We start from the raw sequence: 17,604 nt of genomic DNA, 5'->3' as shown, positions 1-17,604 counted from the left end.
CCACGCTGACCACAGCGAGGAAACGACCTCCAGCCGAATCCCTCAGCCGACCAGCTCAAGGTCGAGAAAGATCGAGGCTAACGCCTCATGGGATTGGCCTGAATAGTCACGAGATGCCTCGGCGGCACGCCTCCGCCGAGAGCGCATGTCCATGTCTCAGTGGATGGCCTGTGCGACATTAAGAGCAATTCGGACAAACCGTTCCATTCTATTTTATAAATACTTAATGAGAGCAACGAGAGCGTTATAGTACAGCAAAACGCCACGAATCTCGTTTACGCGACACTCGCCCCGGAAATGACAACATACGGATGGAACATTAGTCACCATCCGCAATATTTTCCACGCAGTCCGGAAAATATTGAGAACAGGGGCAACCGAACCTTTGGGGGGAAATTCAATGCCCAAGTTCAAGACCGGCATCGCAGCTCTCGCAGCCACCACCGCCATGACCGGCGGCGCCCTCGTGGCGCTGGCCTCCTCCGCCACCGCCAACGCCGTGTCCAGCGGCATCGTCGCTGGACACGGCGGAGGTTGGGGCTGGGGCAACGGCCACAGCCGCCACCGCAACAAGCAGAAGGTCCGCATCCGGATCCACAACAACAACCAGCAGAGCCAGCAGCAGGCCGAGCGCCAGGACCAGGACCAAGACCAGGACCAGGTCAGGTTCGAACCGGCGTCAGTGGTGGCGGCGGACGGAGCGGCGGACGGAGCGGGCCTGGATGGGATCGACCCAGCCGTGCGGGCCTGCCTGCTCCTTCCGCCCGGGCAGGTTATGGCGTGCATCGAGGCGCTGTGATCCGTTAAACGTCCGGAACCCCCATCTTCGGCGCCGCCATCGTGCGCTCGTGCACGATGGCGGCGCCCGTCGACTGGTCGCCAGGATGCGGGGGCCGGACGAGGAGCGCATCAATATCTCCGCCGTAACGCCCCTTTTATCGAGCAGGGGCTCGTAGTTGTTCTGCTGGCCGCCCGTGAAGCGCTCCGCAGGAGCGCGTTGAACGGTCGAGCGGCGATCATGCGATCTCATCCCGGTCGTCGTGAACCGTGGCCCAGTGCCTGTGTCCCGCAGTGGCGTCACCCCGCTTCACCAAAGCGATGAGCCGATGCGGAACGCGGGCACTGCGTTTTCACTGGCACCATCGAAAGAGGCGCTCGAGGACGTTTCTCCCAAGATCCACGCCACCCCGATATGCGCTCTCGGCACTTCGCTGCCGAGGGCGCATTCGCGCGTTGCCCGGTCCTCGCTTCACCACATATTGAGGGAGCGATTCGGACAAATCATCTCATTTCCTGAACACTCAAAGAAGGCGACGAAAGCGTTAGAGTAGAGCAAAACGCCGCGAAGCCCGTTTGCCCGACACTCGCCCTGGAAATAAAAACGCACGGATGGCGCATTAGCCACCATCCGCAATATTTTCCACAGCCAGTCCGGAAGATATTGAGAACAGGGGCAACCGAACCTTTGGGGGGAAATTCAATGCCCAAGTTCAAGAGTGTCATCGCAGGTCTAGCCGCCGCCACCGCCGCAACGGGTGCCGTCGTCAGCCTGGGGGCGCTGACCACCGCCTCGACCGCCAACGCCACCACGGCCTCCGCTGTCACCTCGACGGCCGGCGGCTTCACGAGCGGCTGGGGTGGTCACAACCACAACCGCCACAAGCAGAAGATCCGCATCTGGATCCACAACAACAACCAGCAGGACCAGTTCCAGAAGGAGCGCCAGGACCAAGACCAGGACCAGGACCAGTTCGAGTCGCCGTTCGGCTTCCCGTTCGCCTTCGGTGAGGAAGAAGACGACGAGGACAACGAGGACTGAGCCTGCAACGCTCCACAGCAGCATGCTGAACGGTCGCAGGACAGGCCATGGCATCGCATCTCGATCGGCGTGAACCTGCGACCGAGTGCCTGTGTCCCGCAGAGGCGTCACTCGCTTCGCCGAAGCGATGAGCCGACGCGGAACACAGGCACTCCGCTTCACCGACCACCCCGGCCTGGGAGAGACGGTCAAGAACGTTTCTCCATCGGATTCACGTCATCCTGGCATGCGCTCTCGATATTTCACTGTCGAGAGCGCATTCATTTGTTTCCAGGCCTCCACCTCACCGCACACCGAAGAGCAATACGGACAATTCAGATCATTTCATTTGATAAATGCTCAATGAGGGCGACGAGAGTGTTAGAGTATAGCAAAACGCGACGAAACTCGTTTATCCCGCACTGGCCTCGGAAATGAAATGTAACGGATGGCGCATCAGCTGACCATCCGCGATATTTCCAACTAGTCGGGAAATATTGAGAACAGGCGCGACCGATCCTTTGGGGGGAGATTCAATGCCCAAGTTCAAGAGTGTCATCGCAGGTCTTGCAGCCGGCACCGCCGCGACCGGTGCCGTCGTCAGCCTGGGGGCGCTGACCACCGCCTCGACCGCCAACGCCACCACGGCCTCCGCTGTCACCTCGACGGCCAACGGCTTCACGACGGGACACTGGGGTCACAATCGCAACAAGCAGAGGATCCGCATCTGGATCCACAACAACAACCAGCAGAGCCAGCAGCAGTTCAAGCACCAGGACCAGGATCACGACCAGGACCAGTTCAAGTCGCCGTTCGGTTCCTTGTTCTCCTCCTTCCTCGAGGATGAGGAAGACGACGAGGACAACGAGGACTGAGCCTGCAACCTTTACGGCAGCGTGCTGAACGGTCGACAGGCGGGGTCATCCCACCGCATCCCGATCGATGTGAACCGCAGCCGAGTGCCTGTGTCCCGCGGAGGCCTCCGCACGGGAGAGGCGATGAGCCCGACGCGGAACAGAGGCACTCGGCTTCACCGGGCTCCCAGCGCGGCAGCCACCATTCCTTGTGCGAGCTGGGGTGATGTGCTCCGAGTCGCTGCAGTCTCGTGATGAGTGATCCGCGCAACGAGAGCAGCCGCTCATGATCATGCCCTGAATGGGCCGAGATCCGGAGCGGCTGCTGACGAGATCGTAGAGCCGCGCGCGTGCGCCGGATGTCTTTCGGCCGTCTCTTTACATCACCATCCGCCTGCAGGATCACAGGACAGAGCGTGGTGCGACGCACCTCCCGATGCAGTCACGCAGCGCATGTAGACCTGAATAGTTACGAGAAATAGGCTGAACCGGCCAATACATCGGCTTGATCAGACAGGGCGGGCATCTCCTCCTTATCGTCGATACCGAGAATCTCCCGCCCTGAATGTGACCTCATGGAGAGACAGCCGCCCATGGCGAGCAGTTGGTCAGAGGGCCGGTGGCCGGGAAGAACGTCGGGGTCCCGTCAGCGGCCTCGACTTCACAACGCGTCTGGAGGATGGTGACAGCGGTCCTCGCCCTGATCAGCAGATTGGTAGGCCCGACGGCCTGATCTTCACCTGCGACGGTGATGTTGAGCACGGCGCGGCGATGGCTTCCTGGCACCCTGCTGAGGCTCTGCCATTGCTGCCCAGCAGCAGCGCGAGGGTCGAAGACCCACGCGACGCCGCGGTTGACCGAGGTGGCGAAGACCCGGCCTGGAGCGAATGTGCCGCTGAGAGGTACGAACGTTGAGTCGAGCCATGACGACATGATCGCCGGGCTCAGTGCCACCTGCCCGTTCGCCTGCTGGTGGGCAGCGCCGGCCTTCGATCCGGTAGTGGATTGGGCGGACGCCGTTCCACCTGAGAGTCCCACGGCTCCACAGACCATCGTTGTCGCGACGGCCCACGTCAGCAGACGACCGGCAGCACTCGTCCGCGAGGTCGGCCTGCTCATACGAGAAACCAATTGATTTCCCTCCATTGCGAGAATGGTTTTTCGGGCACCGCATGGTCGCGCGATGCGCTCCGAAGATACCCAGCCCGATAAACGCGGACGCATGGCCGAATATGTAGTGAGAGCAAAATAAGCGGAATGGCGGCACAAAAATTGTCCGCCTAGTATTCATCTTTCCTGACTTGGTCGCATAATTGGCCCGCATCTCGACACGCAGGCCAATGTTGCACTAATAGGCGAGCGCCATTCATCAGTGTGAATCGGGTATATGCGGTGGCCAAGCGGGAAGATCTCCCAGCGTCACGGCAGCCCTGCCCGCCTGGCGCGTAAGTCACGCGCGAGCGTCACGGACAACCCACACCAGTCTGACGGCGATGGTGGTGGCGGCGGGCGTGAGCAGGAGTGCGCGGTGAGGGAATCGGCGTCCGGTGCTCAGGCCGACTTGCGGGCTTTGCGCTTGGCCGGGGCCTTCTCTTCTTCCTTCTCGTCTTCCTTGGACTTGCTCGCCGCGGCTTTCTTGGGCTTGGCCGGCGCGCCTTCGCGTTCGCGTTTCGCCGCCTCGACGCTCGCCCGCAGCGCCGCCATGAGGTCCACGGCCGGGCCCGCTTCCTCCTCCACCGCCGGCGCCATGACCTCCTTGCCCGCGACCTTGGCCTCGATCACCTGCTGCAGCGCCTCGCGGTAGGTGTCGTGGTGTTCGCTCGGGTCGAAGTCGGCCTCCATCGTGCTGATCAGCGACTCGGCCATCTTGAGCTCCTGCGCCCGCACCTGGATGTCCTCCTCCAGGAAGGCGAAGTCGGGCCTCCGGATCTCGTCCGGCCAGAGCATGGTCTCCAGGACGAACACCCCGTCGCGCACCCGCAGGGTGGCCAGGGACTCGCGCTGGCGCAGGGCCACCTTGACCACCGCCACCTGGCCTGAGCTCTCCAGGGCGTTGCGCAGCAGCACGTACGACTTCTCGCCCTGGGCGTCCGGTTCGAGGTAGTACGACTTGGCGAAGTAAATGGGGTCGATCTGTTCGGCCGGGGTGAACTGAAGGACGTCGATCCTGCGCGAGGTGCTCAGCGGCAGGTCTTCGAAATCCTCGTCGGTGAGCACGACGATCTCGCCGGTGGCCAGCTCGTAGCCTTTGGCGATGTCGGAGTAGGGGATCTCCTGTCCGTCGACCGTGCACACGCGCTTGTAGCGGATCCTGCCGCCGTCCTCGCGATGGACCTGGTGGAACGACACGTCCTTCTGCTCAGTGGCGGAGTAGAGCTTGACCGGGATCGTGACCAGCCCGAAGGAGATCGCACCTTTCCAGATGCTGCGCATTGTGCACTCCTCAGCTCTCAACGACTCACCAATGGGGCACATACCCCTTCATGGGGCAAGCAATGCCATACCCGATCGAACCAATGCTCGCCGTGCCTGGGGAACTACCCTCGGATCCCGAGCGGTATGGCCTGGAGGTCAAGTGGGACGGCATCCGCGCCATCGTCCACCTTGACGGCGGGCTGAGGCTGACCGGGCGGCATGGGGTGGAGTACACCCGGCGATATCCGGAAATTTCGGGGTTCGGGATCAAGAACGCGATCATCGACGGTGAGATCGTGGCGCTCGATCCCCGCGGCAGGCCCAGCTTCGTACGGCTCCAGCACCGGATGCACCTGACCGACCCCGAGCCGGTCATGCTGGATCTCTACCCGGTCACGTACATGCCGTTCGACCTCCTCCAGCTCGACGGCATGCCGCTGTTCGACCTGCCCTACCAGGACCGGCGGGCGCTGCTCGACGAGCTGGACATCGGCGCGCCCCCGTACTTTCCCGGAGACTCCGACCTGCTCACGGCCACGTACGAACAGGGGCTCGAAGGCGTGATCGCCAAGCGGCTCGACTCCCCCTACCGGGCGGGGACGCGGTCGCCGTGGTGGATCAAGGTGAAGAACCTGAGCACCAGGGAAGTCGTGATCGGCGGCTGGAAACCGGGCAAGGGGCGCCGGGCGGGTGGGATCGGGTCGCTGGTGATGGGGGCGTTCACGGACGCGGGGCTGACGTATGTGGGGCACGTCGGCACCGGGTTCACCGACGCCGTGCTCGACGAGCTCTACCAGTGGCTGCGGCCGCTGGAGATCCCCCACAGCCCGTTCTGCAACGGGGTTCCGTGGCGGAATCGGTGGGTTAGGCCGAACCTGGTCGGGGAGGTGGCCTACACGATGTGGACCGACGAGCAGCGGCTGCGGCACCCGGTGTGGCGCGGGCTGCGGCCCGACAAGATTCCGGCGGAGGTGACTCTATGACGGAGGTGACGCCATGGCGAACAAGGTGCCGGTCAAGGTCGAAGGGCGCGCGCTGGCGCTGACCAACCTGGACAAGGTGCTCTATCCGGACTACGGCTTCACCAAGGCCGAGGTGATCGACTACTACAGCCGCATCGCCGCCGTACTGCTGCCGCATCTCCAAGGCAGACCCCTGACCGTCAAGCGCTACCCGAACGGCGTCACCGGCCAGTCCTTCTTCGAGAAGAACGCCCCCGAGCACACCCCGGACTGGGTCAGGCGGGTCAACCTGCCCGTCCCCGGCAGCAGCAAGGACCGCGAGAGCATCGACTTCGCCGTCATCGACGACCTGCCCACGCTCGTCTACTACGCCAACCTCGCCGCGCTCGAACTCCACGTGCCCCAGTGGCGCGTCGACGAGGAAGGCAAGGCGCTGCCGCCCGACACGCTCGTGTTCGACCTGGACCCGGGCGCGCCCGCGACGATCGTCGAATGCTGTGAAGTGGCGCTCATGCTGCGCGACGTGCTGAAAGCCGAGGGGCTCACCGCCAGGCCGAAGACCAGCGGCAACAAGGGTATGCAGCTGTACGCGGAGTGGGACTGCCGCGAGGAGCCCTCCGCGTACGCCAAGAGGCTGGCCCAGCTCCTGGAGAAGGAGCACCCTCAGCAGATCGTCAGCGTGATGGCGAAGAAGGCCAGGCCGGGCAAGGTGTTCATCGACTGGAGCCAGAACAACCCGGCGAAGACGACCGTGGCCCCATACTCACTGCGGGCCAGGGAGCAGCCGACCGTCTCGACGCCGCTGACCTGGAAAGAGGTCGAAGGCTGCGAGCGTCCCGAGGACCTGATCTTCACGGCGCCGGACGTACTCGCCAGAGTGGAGAAACGTGGCGACCTTTTCGGCCGGGCGTAGGCTGGTTCCGTCCACACCAAGAGGGGGACTGAAGATGTCGGAAATGGATATTCGTGGCGACGAAGGCGCCTACGAGGAGGAGACCCCGGGGGAAGTGTCGATCGAGACGCCTGAAGCCGATGCCGCCGAGCAGCAACGGGACGCGCGCCGGAGCGTCAGCACGCTGCGCCCGCAGCTGCCCATCGACGTCGATCCCGGTGACGCGGCCGAGCAGGACCGCGAAGTGGACCTCGACGACGACGAATATCGGTGAGTTGAGGCCGGCCGGCATTGCCCGGACGCCTTGGTGACGACTATCGCTGAGGCCTCGCCTACTCGCACGTAGGATGTCCGCACAGGCCGCTGAGAGACCAATGGAGACCCGCGTGACCGCAACCCCGGACGCCAAGCCCCGGGGCACCCGGCTGCCCCGACTCGCCCGCCGCCGGCAGCTGTTGAGCGCCGCGCAGGAAGTGTTCGTGGAGAACGGCTATCACGCGGCCGCCATGGACGAGATCGCCGATCGGGCCGGGGTCAGCAAGCCGGTGCTCTACCAGCACTTCCCCGGCAAGCTGGAGCTCTATCTCGCGCTGCTCGACCTGCACGTCGACGACATGGTCAACCGCTGCAGGGAGGCGCTGGCCTCCACGAACGAGAACAAACTGCGCGTCCAGGCCACCTTCAGCGCCTTCTTCGACTTCGTCTCCACGCAGGGCGAGGCCTTCCGCCTGGTCTTCGAGTCCGACCTGCGCAACGTCGCGCCGGTGCGGCAGCGGGTCGAGCGGTCCCTGCGCGAGTGCGCGGAGATGGTCAGCGCGGTCATCCAGGAGGACACCGGCTGCACCAGCGACGAGGCGCACCTGCTCGGCGTCGGGCTGGTCGGCATGGCCGAGGTGAGCGCCCGCTACTGGGTCACCACGCACGGCTCGATCCCCAAGGACGCGGCCGAGCAGCTCATGGCACGCCTCGCCTGGCGCGGCATCAGCGGTTTTCCGCGTACGGCATAACCCGTTCGCTGGGCGCGATCATTCACGCCTTCCGTGGGCGCGAGCGGCCACGATGGAGGTGAGCCAGCCCCGTCCACAAGGGAGCCACGATGGAAATCAAGATCGGCGTACGCTCCGTACACCGCGAACTCGTTGTCGAGACCGACCTCACCGCCGAACAGGTCGAGGAAGAGGTCAGGAAGGCGCTGTCCGTCGATCGTGGCATTTTCGCCATCACCGACACGAAGGGCAGGCGGGTGGTCGTCCCGGTGGCCGCGCTCGGATTCATCGAGATCGGTGAGGACGAGTCCAGGCCGGTCGGGTTCGGCGGCACGCTCTAACGGCTCGGGACGGGGGTACGGCGCCGCGATGCCGTACCCTCGCGGGGGCGTTGGGCCGCCTCGGCTCGGTGGTCGGACAGCCCGCGCTCGTCCTCGCAGTACGGCGTGCGTAGTCCAGGAATCAGAGCCCCATGGCGGCCATACGTTTGCCGTGCTCCTCCGTCAGTTTCGCGAAAAGTCGGGAAATGTCCGCCTGGCCACCGTCGGCCTCCACCAGTAGCAGCGCCAGCTCCGGCCGCGCCGAGGCCACCTGCTGGGCCTGACTCAGCGCCTCGCCCACGAGCCGCCGCGCCCACAGCGCGAGCCGCGCGCCGGCCGCCGGATGCGCCTCGACCCCGGCTCTGACCCGCTCCACCGCGAACTGCGAGCGCCCCTCGTCCACCAGCACCTCGTCCACCAGGTCGGCGATCGAGGGATCGAGGTGCCTGGACGCCTCGCGGTAGAAGTCGTGCGCGATGCCGTCCCCTACGTACGTCTTGACCAGCGCCTGCAGCCAGTCGGCCGGCTTGGTCTGGGCGTGCCAGGCGTCCACCGCCGCGACGAACGGCGACATGGCCTCATCGGGAGCGGCCCCGAGCTCGGCCAGCCGGTCGCGCAGCAGGCGGAAATGGGCGTATTCGGTCACGGCCAGCTCGCACAGCGCCGCACGGTCGGCCAGCGAGGGCGCCAGTGTGGTGGCGTCCTCGGTCATCCTGGCGTAGGCGCTGAGCTCCGCGTACGCCAGCACACCGAGCAGGTCGACGACTCCTGGAGACTCCTTCATGGTAGGCAGAGTACTTCCATGAATCTTCGGGAACATATGTGAGCTCGGCCAGCGTTGTGCTATCGAGTACACTGCTCTGTGAAAGTGCGACCGCACTGTGTAAATTCGGGGGGTTTCCCCGAATACCTCCGTTCCCCGGAGGCGCGGTCGCTGATGACGCGAGAGGGCTGGCTCTACCGCGAGGACCCACGATACGGCGCCGTTTCCCGCCCGTCGGTCCCGGCAGGCCCGCCTTCATTTGAGACTGAGGCAGGCCACGCTGACGACTTTCCGAGACCTCGGAGTCACACCAGAAATCGCCGATGCCCTCGAGACAGAGGGCATCGTCACGCCGTTTCCGATCCAGGAGATGGCACTCCCGCTCGCGCTGAGCGGCCAGGACCTCATCGGTCAGGCACGCACGGGCACGGGCAAGACCTACGCGTTCGGCATCGCCATGCTGCAGAGCATCGGCAAGCCCCGCAAAAACCGCAAGAAGCCCCGCGGGCTGGTCGTCGTGCCGACCCGCGAGCTGGCCGTACAGGTCAGCGAGGACCTCGTCACCGCCGCCGGCAAACTCGGATCCCGGGTTCTGACCGTCTACGGGGGCCGGGCGTACGAGCCGCAGATCGAGGCGCTCAAGGCCGGGGTCGACGTCATCGTCGGCACCCCGGGCCGCCTGCTCGACCTGGTCAAGCAGAAGCACCTCGACCTGAGCCAGGTCACCAGCCTCGTCCTGGACGAGGCCGACCGGATGCTCGACCTGGGCTTCCTGCCCGACATCGAGCGGATCTTCAAGCTGATCCCCGCTGAGCGGCAGACGATGCTGTTCTCGGCCACCATGCCGGGCGAGATCGTCGGGCTGTCGCGCAAATACCTCAACCGCCCGACGCACGTACGCGCCGAGCACGAGAGTGGCGAGGGCGAGACCACCCCGCTGACGCGCCAGATCGTGTGGCGCACGCACCGGATGGACAAGATCGAAATCGTCGGCCGGCTGCTGCAGGCCGAGGGCCGCGGGCTCACCATGGTCTTCTGCGAGACCAAGCGGGCCTGCGACATGGTCGCCGAGCAGCTCGACACCCGCGGGTTCGCGGTCGCGGCCGTCCACGGCGACCTCGGGCAGGGCCAGCGCGAGCAGGCGCTGCGCGCGTTCCGGAGCGGCAAGATCGACGTGCTCGTGGCCACCGACGTGGCGGCCCGCGGCATCGACATCGACGACGTCACCCACGTGGTCAACTACGACTGCCCCACGGACGACAAGACGTACGTGCACCGCATCGGCCGCACCGGCCGGGCCGGGCGCACGGGCATCTCGGTCACGTTCGTGGAGTGGGAGGAGCTGACCCGCTGGAAGATGATCAACCAGATGCTCGGGCTCGATTTCGCCGAGCCCGTGGAGACCTACTCCACCTCGCCCCACGTCTACTCCGAGCTGAACATCCCCGAGGGCACCAAGGGCGTCCTGCCGCACGCGAGCCGCTCGCGCGTCGGACTGTCCGCGGAGCGCATCGAGGACCTCGGAGAGACCGGCAGGATCCGCGGTCGTGGCGGCAAGCGCCGCGACGAGCGCGAAGAGCGTCCTGCCCGCACGCCACGCCAGCGCCGCCGCACCCGCGGCGGAAGAGAAATGGCCGAGACCGCACCCGTCGAGACCTCGGAGGTCGAGCTCGTGGATGCCAAGACGGAGGAGACTCCCGCGATCATCTCAACGGACGAGATCCAGGCGGCCACCGAGCCGAAGCGCACCCGTACGCGGAGGGGGGCGGCTTCGTCGGCGATCGAGCAGGCGCTGGCCGAGTCCCCAGAGGCGCCGGTCACGAGCACCCACTCGCGCACGGTCGCCGAAGACGCTGAGGAGACGCCGGTGAAGAGCACGCTCTCACGCAAGGCCGCCGATGACACGCTGGAGGCCCCGGTGAAGAGCACGCGCTCGCGCAAGGCCGCGGACGACACGCTGGAGGCCCCGGCGAAGAGCATCCGCTCCCGCAGGGCCGCCAAGCCCGTCGAGGCGGCACCGGAGGTCGCCGCCGAGCCGGCCGTCACGCAGCCCGCGCCAGTCGTGGAGCGGCAGGACGCGGTGGCGGAGCCCGTGGCCGAGCAGGCGCCGAGCTTCCTCGCCACACCGCCGCCCCCGGTCCGCAAGGAGCCGGAGCGGATCATCCCGCCGAGCCCGTTCACGGTGATCTTCCAGTCACCGGATCTGGCGACGGACGACGACGACATCGCCCCGTCCGCCGCGACCGAGCGCAAGCAGCAGCGGCGCCCGTACCGTGGTGGTGGCGGCAGTGGCGGCGGCAACGGCGGCGGCGGTAACCGCCGCCGTGTGGGCTGAGGTCCCGAGGCACGTGTCGGAAGGCGCGCATCCCGAGTACGGGGTGCGCGCCTTCCGCGCGTCCGGCAGGCGAGCGCTCAGCAGGCCGGCGGGTCGGGCGCCCGGTCCCATGAGGTGGCAGGCCGGACGCGGAGGTCCCGCATTGCTCGCATCTCCCCCGAACTCGCACCAGCGTAATGGCCTTGCCGGTGTCGAGGCGCTGACCTCTGGGTATTGTTGCCCCACGTGAGTACGCCGCGATTCCTCGAGCTGCCTCCTGGCGTTGCACCACAGAAGATCGAGACGCCACAGGGCGCCTTCGCGGCCCTTGAGGCCCTTCCGGTCAGTGGTGTGGTCGAGCGCTGGCCCGCGCTCCTGGTCCCCGGTCTGACCGGCAGCAAGGAGGACTTCATCGCGGTCCTGATGACGCTGGCCCAGTCGGGCCGCCGGGTGGTGGCGATCGACCTGCGCGGCCAGTACGAAACGGCGGGCCCCGACGACCGTGACGCCTACTCCTGCGCCGCGCTCGGCGTGGACGTCGACATGCTCGCCCACGTGATCGGCACCGGCGACCCCGTGCACCTGGTGGGGCACTCGTTCGGCGGGCTGGTGGCGCGGGAGGCGGCGATCGACGGAATAACGAAGTTCGCCTCGGTCACGCTGATGAGCTCGGGCCCCGCGGCCATCGAGGGCAGGCGGGCGCGCAACGGCAGGAAGATCGTGGAAGAGGTGCCAACGCTGGGCCTCGAGCACGTGTGGCGCCACAGGTTCGAGCCCGAGGCGCTGGCCAACGACGTGTCGGACGAGATTCTGGCGTTCCTGCACAAGCGGCTGCTGGCCAACTCCCCGACCGGTCTGACGCGCATGGCCGAGCAGGTGCTGACCACCGGGGACCGTACTGACGAGCTGCGCCAGATCGAGGTGCCCACGCTCGTGCTCTACGGTGAGCACGACGACGGCTGGTCGCCGGAGACGCAGGCGGAGATGGCCGCCAGGCTCGGGGCCGAGTGCGTGGTCGTGCCGGGCGCGGTGCACTCCCCCAACGTCGAGGCGCCGGAGACGACCGCGGCGGCGCTGGTCAGGTTCTGGAACGCGGCCGAAAAGCATTACTTGGACACAAGGTCCAATGTCATGTAATTATCTACTTACTATGTCTGGCATCGAAGAGATCGTCGTCCAGCCGCCGCAGAGCGCGACCTGGCAGGTGCATCTCGACCGCTCGATGTGGGTGGGCGGGGTACGCGGCCTCATGCTCCAGGCGCTGCACCCGCTGGCCATGCGCGGCGTCTGGCAGAACTCCGACTTCCAGCGGGACCCGTTCGGGCGGCTGCGGCGCACCGCGGACTTCGTGGGCCGGGTGACGTTCGGCAGCCCCGAGGAGGCCGACGAGATCGGCCGGCGGGTGCGCGGCATCCACAAGGCGCTGCGCATCCACGATCCCGGCACGGGGCGGACGCATCGGGTGGACGACCCTGAGCTGTTGCTGTGGGTGCACTGCGCGGAGGTGTCGTCGTACCTCGAGACGGCCAGGCGCGGCGGGCTCGGCCTGACCGAGCGGGAGGCCGACCGCTACCTGGACGAGCAGCGCAGGAGCGCCGCGTACGTCGGCCTGCACCCCGAGGACGTGCCCGGCTCGTGCGCGGAGACGGCGGCGTACTTCAAGCAGGTACGCCCCAGCCTGCGCGTGACCGAGGAGGCGGCCGCGACCGTGCGGTTCCTGATGTGGCCGCGGCTGCCGCAGGAGCTCAGGCTGCTGTCCCCGGGCAAGCCCGCCTACTTCCCGTTCGGCGCGCTGTGCTACTACACACTGCCGGAGTGGGCCAGGCGGATGTACGGCGCGCTGCCCGAGGTGCCGCAGGCGACGGTCACGGCCGCGCTGAGGGCGTTCAGGATGAGCCTGAACGCCCTGCCGGAGCCCGTGCACGACCGCGCCTTCATGCCTGCCACCCGGGAGATGCTGCGGGCCTCCAGGGAGCGGCTGAGCGCGGCCGGCTACGACGTGAGCAAGGGACTCAAGGGCCTGACCGATCCCCGCCGCTGGCCGCAGGCGCAGGCCGCCTGACGGGCAGCAGCACGCCGCCCGCCAGCACGATCACCGACACGGCGACCATGATCCATCCGCCGCCCGCCATGCCCGCTCGCTCGAACAGCACGCCGAGCAGGGAGGACGCGGCGGCGGCGCCGACGTACCTGGACGACTGGAAGAGCCCCACCGCGACCCCGGTGTCGCGTCCGGCGGCGTGCACGAAGACCAGCGAGTTGAGCCCGAACTGACTGAACGCCGAGGCGATCCCGAGCAGGGCGGCGGCCACCGGCACCAGGGCGAGCGGGCCCACGGCGAGCATCACGCAGGAGCCACCGAGCAGCAGCGTCGCGCTCACCACCAGCACGGCCCGCAGCCCGGCACGGCCCGCCAGCGCCACCGCGACCGGCGTCGCGACGATCGCCAGGGCGGCCATGGGCAGCACGAGCAGCCCCGCGACGTGCGCGGGCACGCCGGCCACGCGCTGCGCCCACAGCGGCACCGCGAAGAACGCCGAGTAGAAGATCACGTTGACGAGCGCGAACTGGCCGCAGGTGGCCAGCAGCCGGGGACTCAGACGGGGCACCCAGGTCCGGCGAGGGCCCTGGGCGCGTACCTTGGGCAGCCAGCGCAGCGCAGCGGCGAGCGCGACCGCCGCGAGCGGGACGTTCACCAGGAAGATCGCCCGCCATCCCCACAGCGAGACCAGGAACCCGCTGAGCACCGGCCCGGCGGCGGCGCTGGCGGTGAGCACCATGGAGATCGTCGCGATCACGCGCGGCGGCGGCCTGCCGTCCTCACCCGGCATCGCCGCCTGGACGATGGCCATCCCCGCAGGCATCGTCGCGCAGCTCCCGAACGCCTGCAGCAGCCGCACGGCCACCAGCGCCGGGTACGACGGCGCCAGCGCCGCCAGCACGCCCGTCACCGCCATCGTCACCAGCCCGGAGCAGAACACCAGCCGCGGCCCGAGCCGGTCCGCCAGCGTGCCCATGACGGGCGGCACGAAGATGCCGGTCAGGTAGAACCCCGCGGCCAGCCAGGTCACCGCGGCGATCCCGACCTGGAACTCCGCCTCGATGTCGGCCAGGGCCACGGCGATCATGGAGGAGTTCAGGGGATTGAACAGCGTGCCCAGCGCCACGACCGCCGGTAACCGCCGCCCCACGCGTGTCACATATCGTCTGTAACCGCTGCCTCAATGGGAAAACAACATCATCCCCACGAAGTGCCGACATTTCCGCCTTATGCGGGCCCGGGACCCCCGGCGAGCGCCTGTCGGCTACTCCGCCAGGCCGTCCCAGGGGCGGCGATCGGGACCGGCCGCCTGGCCCTCGGGGCAGTGGCGGCGGAAGTCGCACCACGAGCAGATCGGGCCGGGGTTGGGCGGGAACAGCTCGTCGATCTCGGCAGGCACCGCCGCGGGCCCGACGAAGGGCCGCTCATTCGCAGCCGTCGTCCGCTCGCCGGCAGCCGACGACCGTCCGCCTGCCGCCGTGCCCGACGAGCGGCCGGTTCTGGACGGCGGCGCGCCGGCCAGCTCGCGGTAGCGCTCGTCCGCCGCGGCGGCCTCCGTCGCGAGCTCCTCCGCACGCCCCAGGTGCCGGGCGAGGGACTCGTCGGTGTGCCGCCACTCGACGATCTCCCCCGTCGGCAGGTGGTGGAGCTCGACGGTACGGCACGGCGTGCGCATCATCGTGGACGCCGCGGCGGCGTACACCGCCAGGGCGAGCGACGAACGGGCGTCGTCCTGGGTGAGCGGGCGGCGGCCGGTCTTGTAGTCGACCACGACCAGCTCGTCCCCGCGCCGGTCGAGCCGGTCGATGCGGCCGGACACGGCGATGACCTTGGTGCGGGTGGCGACCGTGCGCTCGACGCCGACGGGATCATCGGACGGATCCAGCGTCGCGACATATCCGGACACGAGGTCGCGGGCGCGCGCCAGCCACCGCCCCGACTGCTCGGCGTCCTTGAACCCCTCGGTGATCCATCCGTTCGTGAGGAGGATGGCCGCCGTCAGCGGGGTCCTGCGTTCGTACGGCTCGCGCCACCAGCCCGCCAGCGCGTTGTGCACGCTCGCGCCGACGCTGTTGTGCGCCCAGGCCGGCCCTTTGGACGGCTGCGGCCGGTCCAGATAGCTGAACCGGTAGCGGCGGCGGCAGTCCAGCCAGGCGTTCAACCGCGACGGCGTGCAGGAGTAGAGCCGCCGCGGCATCCCTTCCAGCGGAAGCTGGCCCTGCATGGCACTCATGGCCTCACTCCGTTCGGCAGCTCGGTCGCCGGACGACGGCACTCCCTCGCGGGCTCATGGCCACACTCCGTTCGGCGGCGGCTCGGTCGCCACGCGCCGCCGCCTTCCCCCGCCCTGGTCGCTACGCTCGCGCCGCTTCTCACCTACTCGTCGCCAGGGCCGAGCCTGATCCCCGAGATCTTGGTGCCGTCGGTCAGCGGGCCCTCGGCCTCGTCGGCGGCGTCGGCGCTGCGGGTCAGCGAACCCGACACCCAATCGTCGAAGTGCGGCTCCAGGTCGCCGATCGTGACCTCGTCGCCGTGGATGGCCAGCACCCTCGTGTCGTGGGGCAGCGTGAACAGCCGCCCGCCGATCGAGGTCAGCTGGTCGGCCAGGGCGGGATATTCGCCGCCCAGCTTGCCCGGGCCGTCGGCCTGCAGGGCCTTGCCGGTGAACACGGCCCCGAGCGCCTCGCAATAGAGCGACACGCCGCCGGGCGTGATGCCGGGCGTCTCCATGACATCCAGCTGGACGTCGGCGACCCCGAAGATGCCGTCGTCCTCCATGTCGATGTCGGGCCAGGTCTCCGACCAGGTCTCCCGCCACAACGGCTTGTCCTTGGGATGCAGGGCGACCACGGCCTCGTCCCTGCTGGCCACTTCGATGGCGGCCCCGACGTGGTCGGGCAGGCCCGCCGTGCAGATGACGGCCAGCACTTCCCGCTCGCCCACCTGCTCCAGGATCTTGTCGGCGTCACGCGCCGGGTCGATGACGATCACCTCGTCGTCGTCGCCCACGATCCACGTGTTGTTCTCGACCTTGTGCTCGGTGCCGTCGACGTCGACGACACCCTCGGTCACCACTCGCTCGATACGCGCTGTCACGTCTCCGAACTCTAGTCCGTCCGCACGAGAGCGCGAATCGCCTTCGCGGGTGCTAGTCCTCGAGTCTCGGCGAGAACGCTCCGAACGGCACGTCAAGGTCATGATCGCGGGCGTCGATCAGTGACAGCTCGCCCAGCCCGATCATGCAGCCGGCGTCGGCCGGCCAGCAGATGGTCCACAGCCAGTTGCCGAGCGCCTCGCCCGCGTAGACGGCCCGGTCGTTCATGCCGTCCACGCACCACAACGGGGTGGGATGCCCGAGGACCTCGATCTTGGCGTTCGGCGGGCCGGCGTCGAATCCCTCGCCGGGATCGGGGCCGTCGAGCCCGGCGAACGCCGCGCCGATCCCGATGCCCGGCTCCTCGGCGATGACCAGTATGTCGGCCGGCCCTTCCAGCAGCGACGGCCCGCTCAGCGCGACAATGCTGGCGCGAGCGCCGGTGCGCTGGTCGCCCACCTCGCCGAACCCGGTCACCAGCCAGCCCACCGGCAACGGCCATGGCAGCCACACCGGCACCACGGAACTCTTGCGTATCGCCTCGAGCGCCGTGCTGGTCGGCGGCCACGGAGGCTGATACGGCAGGACATCACCGTGCAGGTCACATCGAAACGCACTGGACCAGGCGCTGGGCCCGTGAAGCTGGCCAAAACACCGCGGACAGGTCGGAGCCGCTCTCACAACTACCCACGGTGCTTTCTTTGGTACGCCCCCGTCAAGGCCGCATCTCGTTATCCCGTCGTAATCTTGGTCACGTGCGCGTAAATTGTGTCGGCGCGATCGTCTTCGATGACTCCGGCCGGATCCTCCTCATCAAGCGCGGCCGCCCGCCCGGCGCGGGCCTGTGGTCGATCCCCGGCGGCCGTCTGGAGCCCGGCGAGACGGACGCCGACGGGCTGCGGCGCGAGGTCCTGGAGGAGACCGGGCTGCGCGTCGAGGTCGGCCGCCTGGCCGGCACGGTGGACCGCCCCGGCCCTGGCGGGGTCACATACGTGATCCGCGACTACCTGGCCAGCGTGTCGGACGGGGTCCCCAAGGCCGGGGACGACGCCGCCGACGTGCGCTGGTGCACCCCGGACGACCTGGTACGGCTCCCGCTCTCCGAGGGCCTGCTGGAATCGCTGACGGACTGGGGCGTCCTCCCGCCCTAGCGGCCGGCCCCGGC

Annotated in this window: 18 protein-coding genes; 12 read left to right on the top strand and 6 right to left on the bottom strand. The window is 67.8% G+C overall.

Annotated elements, in window-relative coordinates; translation table 11 throughout:
- Positions 1–400 precede the first annotated feature (400 nt).
- The 3 genes from ACTMTI_RS22720 to ACTMTI_RS22710 all read left to right on the top strand — a co-directional run bounded on the left by ACTMTI_RS22720 (position 401) and on the right by ACTMTI_RS22710 (position 2,673).
- Positions 401–799 (top strand): hypothetical protein, encoded by a 399-nt coding sequence (locus ACTMTI_RS22720; RefSeq protein WP_441122468.1) that lies wholly within the window; start codon positions 401–403, stop codon positions 797–799.
- A gap of 681 nt (positions 800–1,480) precedes the next feature.
- Positions 1,481–1,819, top strand: coding sequence for a hypothetical protein (locus ACTMTI_RS22715; protein ID WP_441122467.1), 339 nt, complete (start codon positions 1,481–1,483; stop codon positions 1,817–1,819).
- A gap of 515 nt (positions 1,820–2,334) precedes the next feature.
- Positions 2,335–2,673 (top strand): hypothetical protein, encoded by a 339-nt coding sequence (locus ACTMTI_RS22710; RefSeq protein ID WP_441122465.1) that lies wholly within the window; start codon positions 2,335–2,337, stop codon positions 2,671–2,673.
- A gap of 1,530 nt (positions 2,674–4,203) precedes the next feature.
- Here the strand turns inward: ACTMTI_RS22710 and ku are convergent.
- Positions 4,204–5,085 carry a non-homologous end joining protein Ku gene (gene ku, locus ACTMTI_RS22705; protein WP_441122464.1) on the bottom strand — a complete coding sequence of 294 codons (882 nt, stop codon included), beginning with the start codon at positions 5,083–5,085 and terminating at the stop codon, positions 4,204–4,206.
- 83 nt (positions 5,086–5,168) lie between these two features.
- Between ku and ligD (ACTMTI_RS22700) the strand changes: the two genes are divergently transcribed.
- The 5 genes from ligD (ACTMTI_RS22700) to ACTMTI_RS22680 all read left to right on the top strand — a co-directional run bounded on the left by ligD (ACTMTI_RS22700) (position 5,169) and on the right by ACTMTI_RS22680 (position 8,248).
- The gene (ligD, locus tag ACTMTI_RS22700) at positions 5,169–6,050 is read left to right on the top strand and encodes a non-homologous end-joining DNA ligase (protein ID WP_441122463.1); all 882 of its coding nucleotides are present in this window, start codon (positions 5,169–5,171) and stop codon (positions 6,048–6,050) included.
- Between the two features lie 13 nt (positions 6,051–6,063).
- A complete protein-coding gene (gene ligD, locus ACTMTI_RS22695; RefSeq protein WP_441122462.1) occupies positions 6,064–6,942 on the top strand; it encodes a non-homologous end-joining DNA ligase in 879 nt (292 codons plus the stop codon).
- A 43-nt stretch (positions 6,943–6,985) separates the two neighbouring features.
- The gene (locus ACTMTI_RS22690; protein ID WP_441122461.1) at positions 6,986–7,195 is read left to right on the top strand and encodes a hypothetical protein; all 210 of its coding nucleotides are present in this window, start codon (positions 6,986–6,988) and stop codon (positions 7,193–7,195) included.
- 112 nt (positions 7,196–7,307) lie between these two features.
- Complete coding sequence (locus tag ACTMTI_RS22685; protein ID WP_185082923.1) at positions 7,308–7,928, top strand: TetR/AcrR family transcriptional regulator; 621 nt, start codon at positions 7,308–7,310, stop codon at positions 7,926–7,928.
- Positions 7,929–8,017: 89 nt separating this feature from the next.
- Positions 8,018–8,248 (top strand): DUF3107 domain-containing protein, encoded by a 231-nt coding sequence (locus tag ACTMTI_RS22680; RefSeq protein WP_441122460.1) that lies wholly within the window; start codon positions 8,018–8,020, stop codon positions 8,246–8,248.
- Positions 8,249–8,369: 121 nt separating this feature from the next.
- Here the strand turns inward: ACTMTI_RS22680 and ACTMTI_RS22675 are convergent, their stop codons facing one another.
- Complete coding sequence (locus ACTMTI_RS22675) at positions 8,370–9,011, bottom strand: ferritin-like fold-containing protein (protein WP_441122459.1); 642 nt, start codon at positions 9,009–9,011, stop codon at positions 8,370–8,372.
- A 349-nt stretch (positions 9,012–9,360) separates the two neighbouring features.
- On the opposite strand from ACTMTI_RS22675, the gene ACTMTI_RS22670 reads away from it, so the two are divergent.
- The 3 genes from ACTMTI_RS22670 to ACTMTI_RS22660 all read left to right on the top strand — a co-directional run bounded on the left by ACTMTI_RS22670 (position 9,361) and on the right by ACTMTI_RS22660 (position 13,366).
- Positions 9,361–11,325 (top strand): DEAD/DEAH box helicase, encoded by a 1,965-nt coding sequence (locus ACTMTI_RS22670; protein ID WP_441122458.1) that lies wholly within the window; start codon positions 9,361–9,363, stop codon positions 11,323–11,325.
- Between the two features lie 225 nt (positions 11,326–11,550).
- Complete coding sequence (locus tag ACTMTI_RS22665) at positions 11,551–12,441, top strand: alpha/beta fold hydrolase (protein WP_441122457.1); 891 nt, start codon at positions 11,551–11,553, stop codon at positions 12,439–12,441.
- Positions 12,442–12,454: 13 nt separating this feature from the next.
- A complete protein-coding gene (locus ACTMTI_RS22660) occupies positions 12,455–13,366 on the top strand; it encodes an oxygenase MpaB family protein (protein ID WP_441122456.1) in 912 nt (303 codons plus the stop codon).
- On the opposite strand, the gene ACTMTI_RS22655 is transcribed toward ACTMTI_RS22660, so the two are convergent.
- The 4 genes from ACTMTI_RS22655 to ACTMTI_RS22640 all read right to left on the bottom strand — a co-directional run bounded on the left by ACTMTI_RS22655 (position 13,317) and on the right by ACTMTI_RS22640 (position 17,120).
- Positions 13,317–14,504, bottom strand: coding sequence for an MFS transporter (locus tag ACTMTI_RS22655; RefSeq protein WP_441122455.1), 1,188 nt, complete (start codon positions 14,502–14,504; stop codon positions 13,317–13,319). The genes ACTMTI_RS22660 and ACTMTI_RS22655 overlap by 50 nt on opposite strands.
- A gap of 105 nt (positions 14,505–14,609) precedes the next feature.
- Complete coding sequence (locus ACTMTI_RS22650) at positions 14,610–15,578, bottom strand: RecB family exonuclease (protein ID WP_441122454.1); 969 nt, start codon at positions 15,576–15,578, stop codon at positions 14,610–14,612.
- A gap of 143 nt (positions 15,579–15,721) precedes the next feature.
- The gene (locus ACTMTI_RS22645) at positions 15,722–16,441 is read right to left on the bottom strand and encodes an MBL fold metallo-hydrolase (protein WP_441122453.1); all 720 of its coding nucleotides are present in this window, start codon (positions 16,439–16,441) and stop codon (positions 15,722–15,724) included.
- Between the two features lie 52 nt (positions 16,442–16,493).
- A complete protein-coding gene (locus ACTMTI_RS22640; RefSeq protein WP_441122452.1) occupies positions 16,494–17,120 on the bottom strand; it encodes a DUF6758 family protein in 627 nt (208 codons plus the stop codon).
- Positions 17,121–17,194: 74 nt separating this feature from the next.
- Between ACTMTI_RS22640 and ACTMTI_RS22635 the strand changes: the two genes are divergently transcribed.
- Entirely contained in the window at positions 17,195–17,590 is a 396-nt protein-coding gene (locus ACTMTI_RS22635) for an NUDIX hydrolase (RefSeq protein ID WP_441122451.1), read from the top strand.
- The last annotated feature ends 14 nt before the right edge of the window (positions 17,591–17,604 follow it).

This window comes from Nonomuraea sp. H19 (genome assembly GCF_052068215.1).
Classification (GTDB): Bacteria; Actinomycetota; Actinomycetes; order Streptosporangiales; family Streptosporangiaceae; genus Nonomuraea.
Note: the sequence above shows the minus strand (reverse complement) of the source record. Positions and strands in the feature narration are given on the sequence as shown.

What these genes read in the sequence shown, in the direction of transcription:
- ku (WP_441122464.1), bottom strand. Translation starts at nt 5,085, where the DNA reads ATGCGCAGCATCTGGAAAGGTGCGATCTCCTTCGGGCTGGTCACGATC.
- ACTMTI_RS22680 (WP_441122460.1), top strand. Translation starts at nt 8,018, where the DNA reads ATGGAAATCAAGATCGGCGTACGCTCCGTACACCGCGAACTCGTTGTC.
- ACTMTI_RS22715 (WP_441122467.1), top strand. Translation starts at nt 1,481, where the DNA reads ATGCCCAAGTTCAAGAGTGTCATCGCAGGTCTAGCCGCCGCCACCGCC.
- ACTMTI_RS22660 (WP_441122456.1), top strand. Translation starts at nt 12,455, where the DNA reads ATGTCTGGCATCGAAGAGATCGTCGTCCAGCCGCCGCAGAGCGCGACC.
- ACTMTI_RS22650 (WP_441122454.1), bottom strand. Translation starts at nt 15,578, where the DNA reads ATGAGTGCCATGCAGGGCCAGCTTCCGCTGGAAGGGATGCCGCGGCGG.
- ACTMTI_RS22675 (WP_441122459.1), bottom strand. Translation starts at nt 9,011, where the DNA reads ATGAAGGAGTCTCCAGGAGTCGTCGACCTGCTCGGTGTGCTGGCGTAC.
- ligD (WP_441122463.1), top strand. Translation starts at nt 5,169, where the DNA reads ATGCTCGCCGTGCCTGGGGAACTACCCTCGGATCCCGAGCGGTATGGC.
- ACTMTI_RS22690 (WP_441122461.1), top strand. Translation starts at nt 6,986, where the DNA reads ATGGATATTCGTGGCGACGAAGGCGCCTACGAGGAGGAGACCCCGGGG.
- ACTMTI_RS22720 (WP_441122468.1), top strand. Translation starts at nt 401, where the DNA reads ATGCCCAAGTTCAAGACCGGCATCGCAGCTCTCGCAGCCACCACCGCC.
- ACTMTI_RS22710 (WP_441122465.1), top strand. Translation starts at nt 2,335, where the DNA reads ATGCCCAAGTTCAAGAGTGTCATCGCAGGTCTTGCAGCCGGCACCGCC.
- ligD (WP_441122462.1), top strand. Translation starts at nt 6,064, where the DNA reads ATGGCGAACAAGGTGCCGGTCAAGGTCGAAGGGCGCGCGCTGGCGCTG.
- ACTMTI_RS22670 (WP_441122458.1), top strand. Translation starts at nt 9,361, where the DNA reads ATGGCACTCCCGCTCGCGCTGAGCGGCCAGGACCTCATCGGTCAGGCA.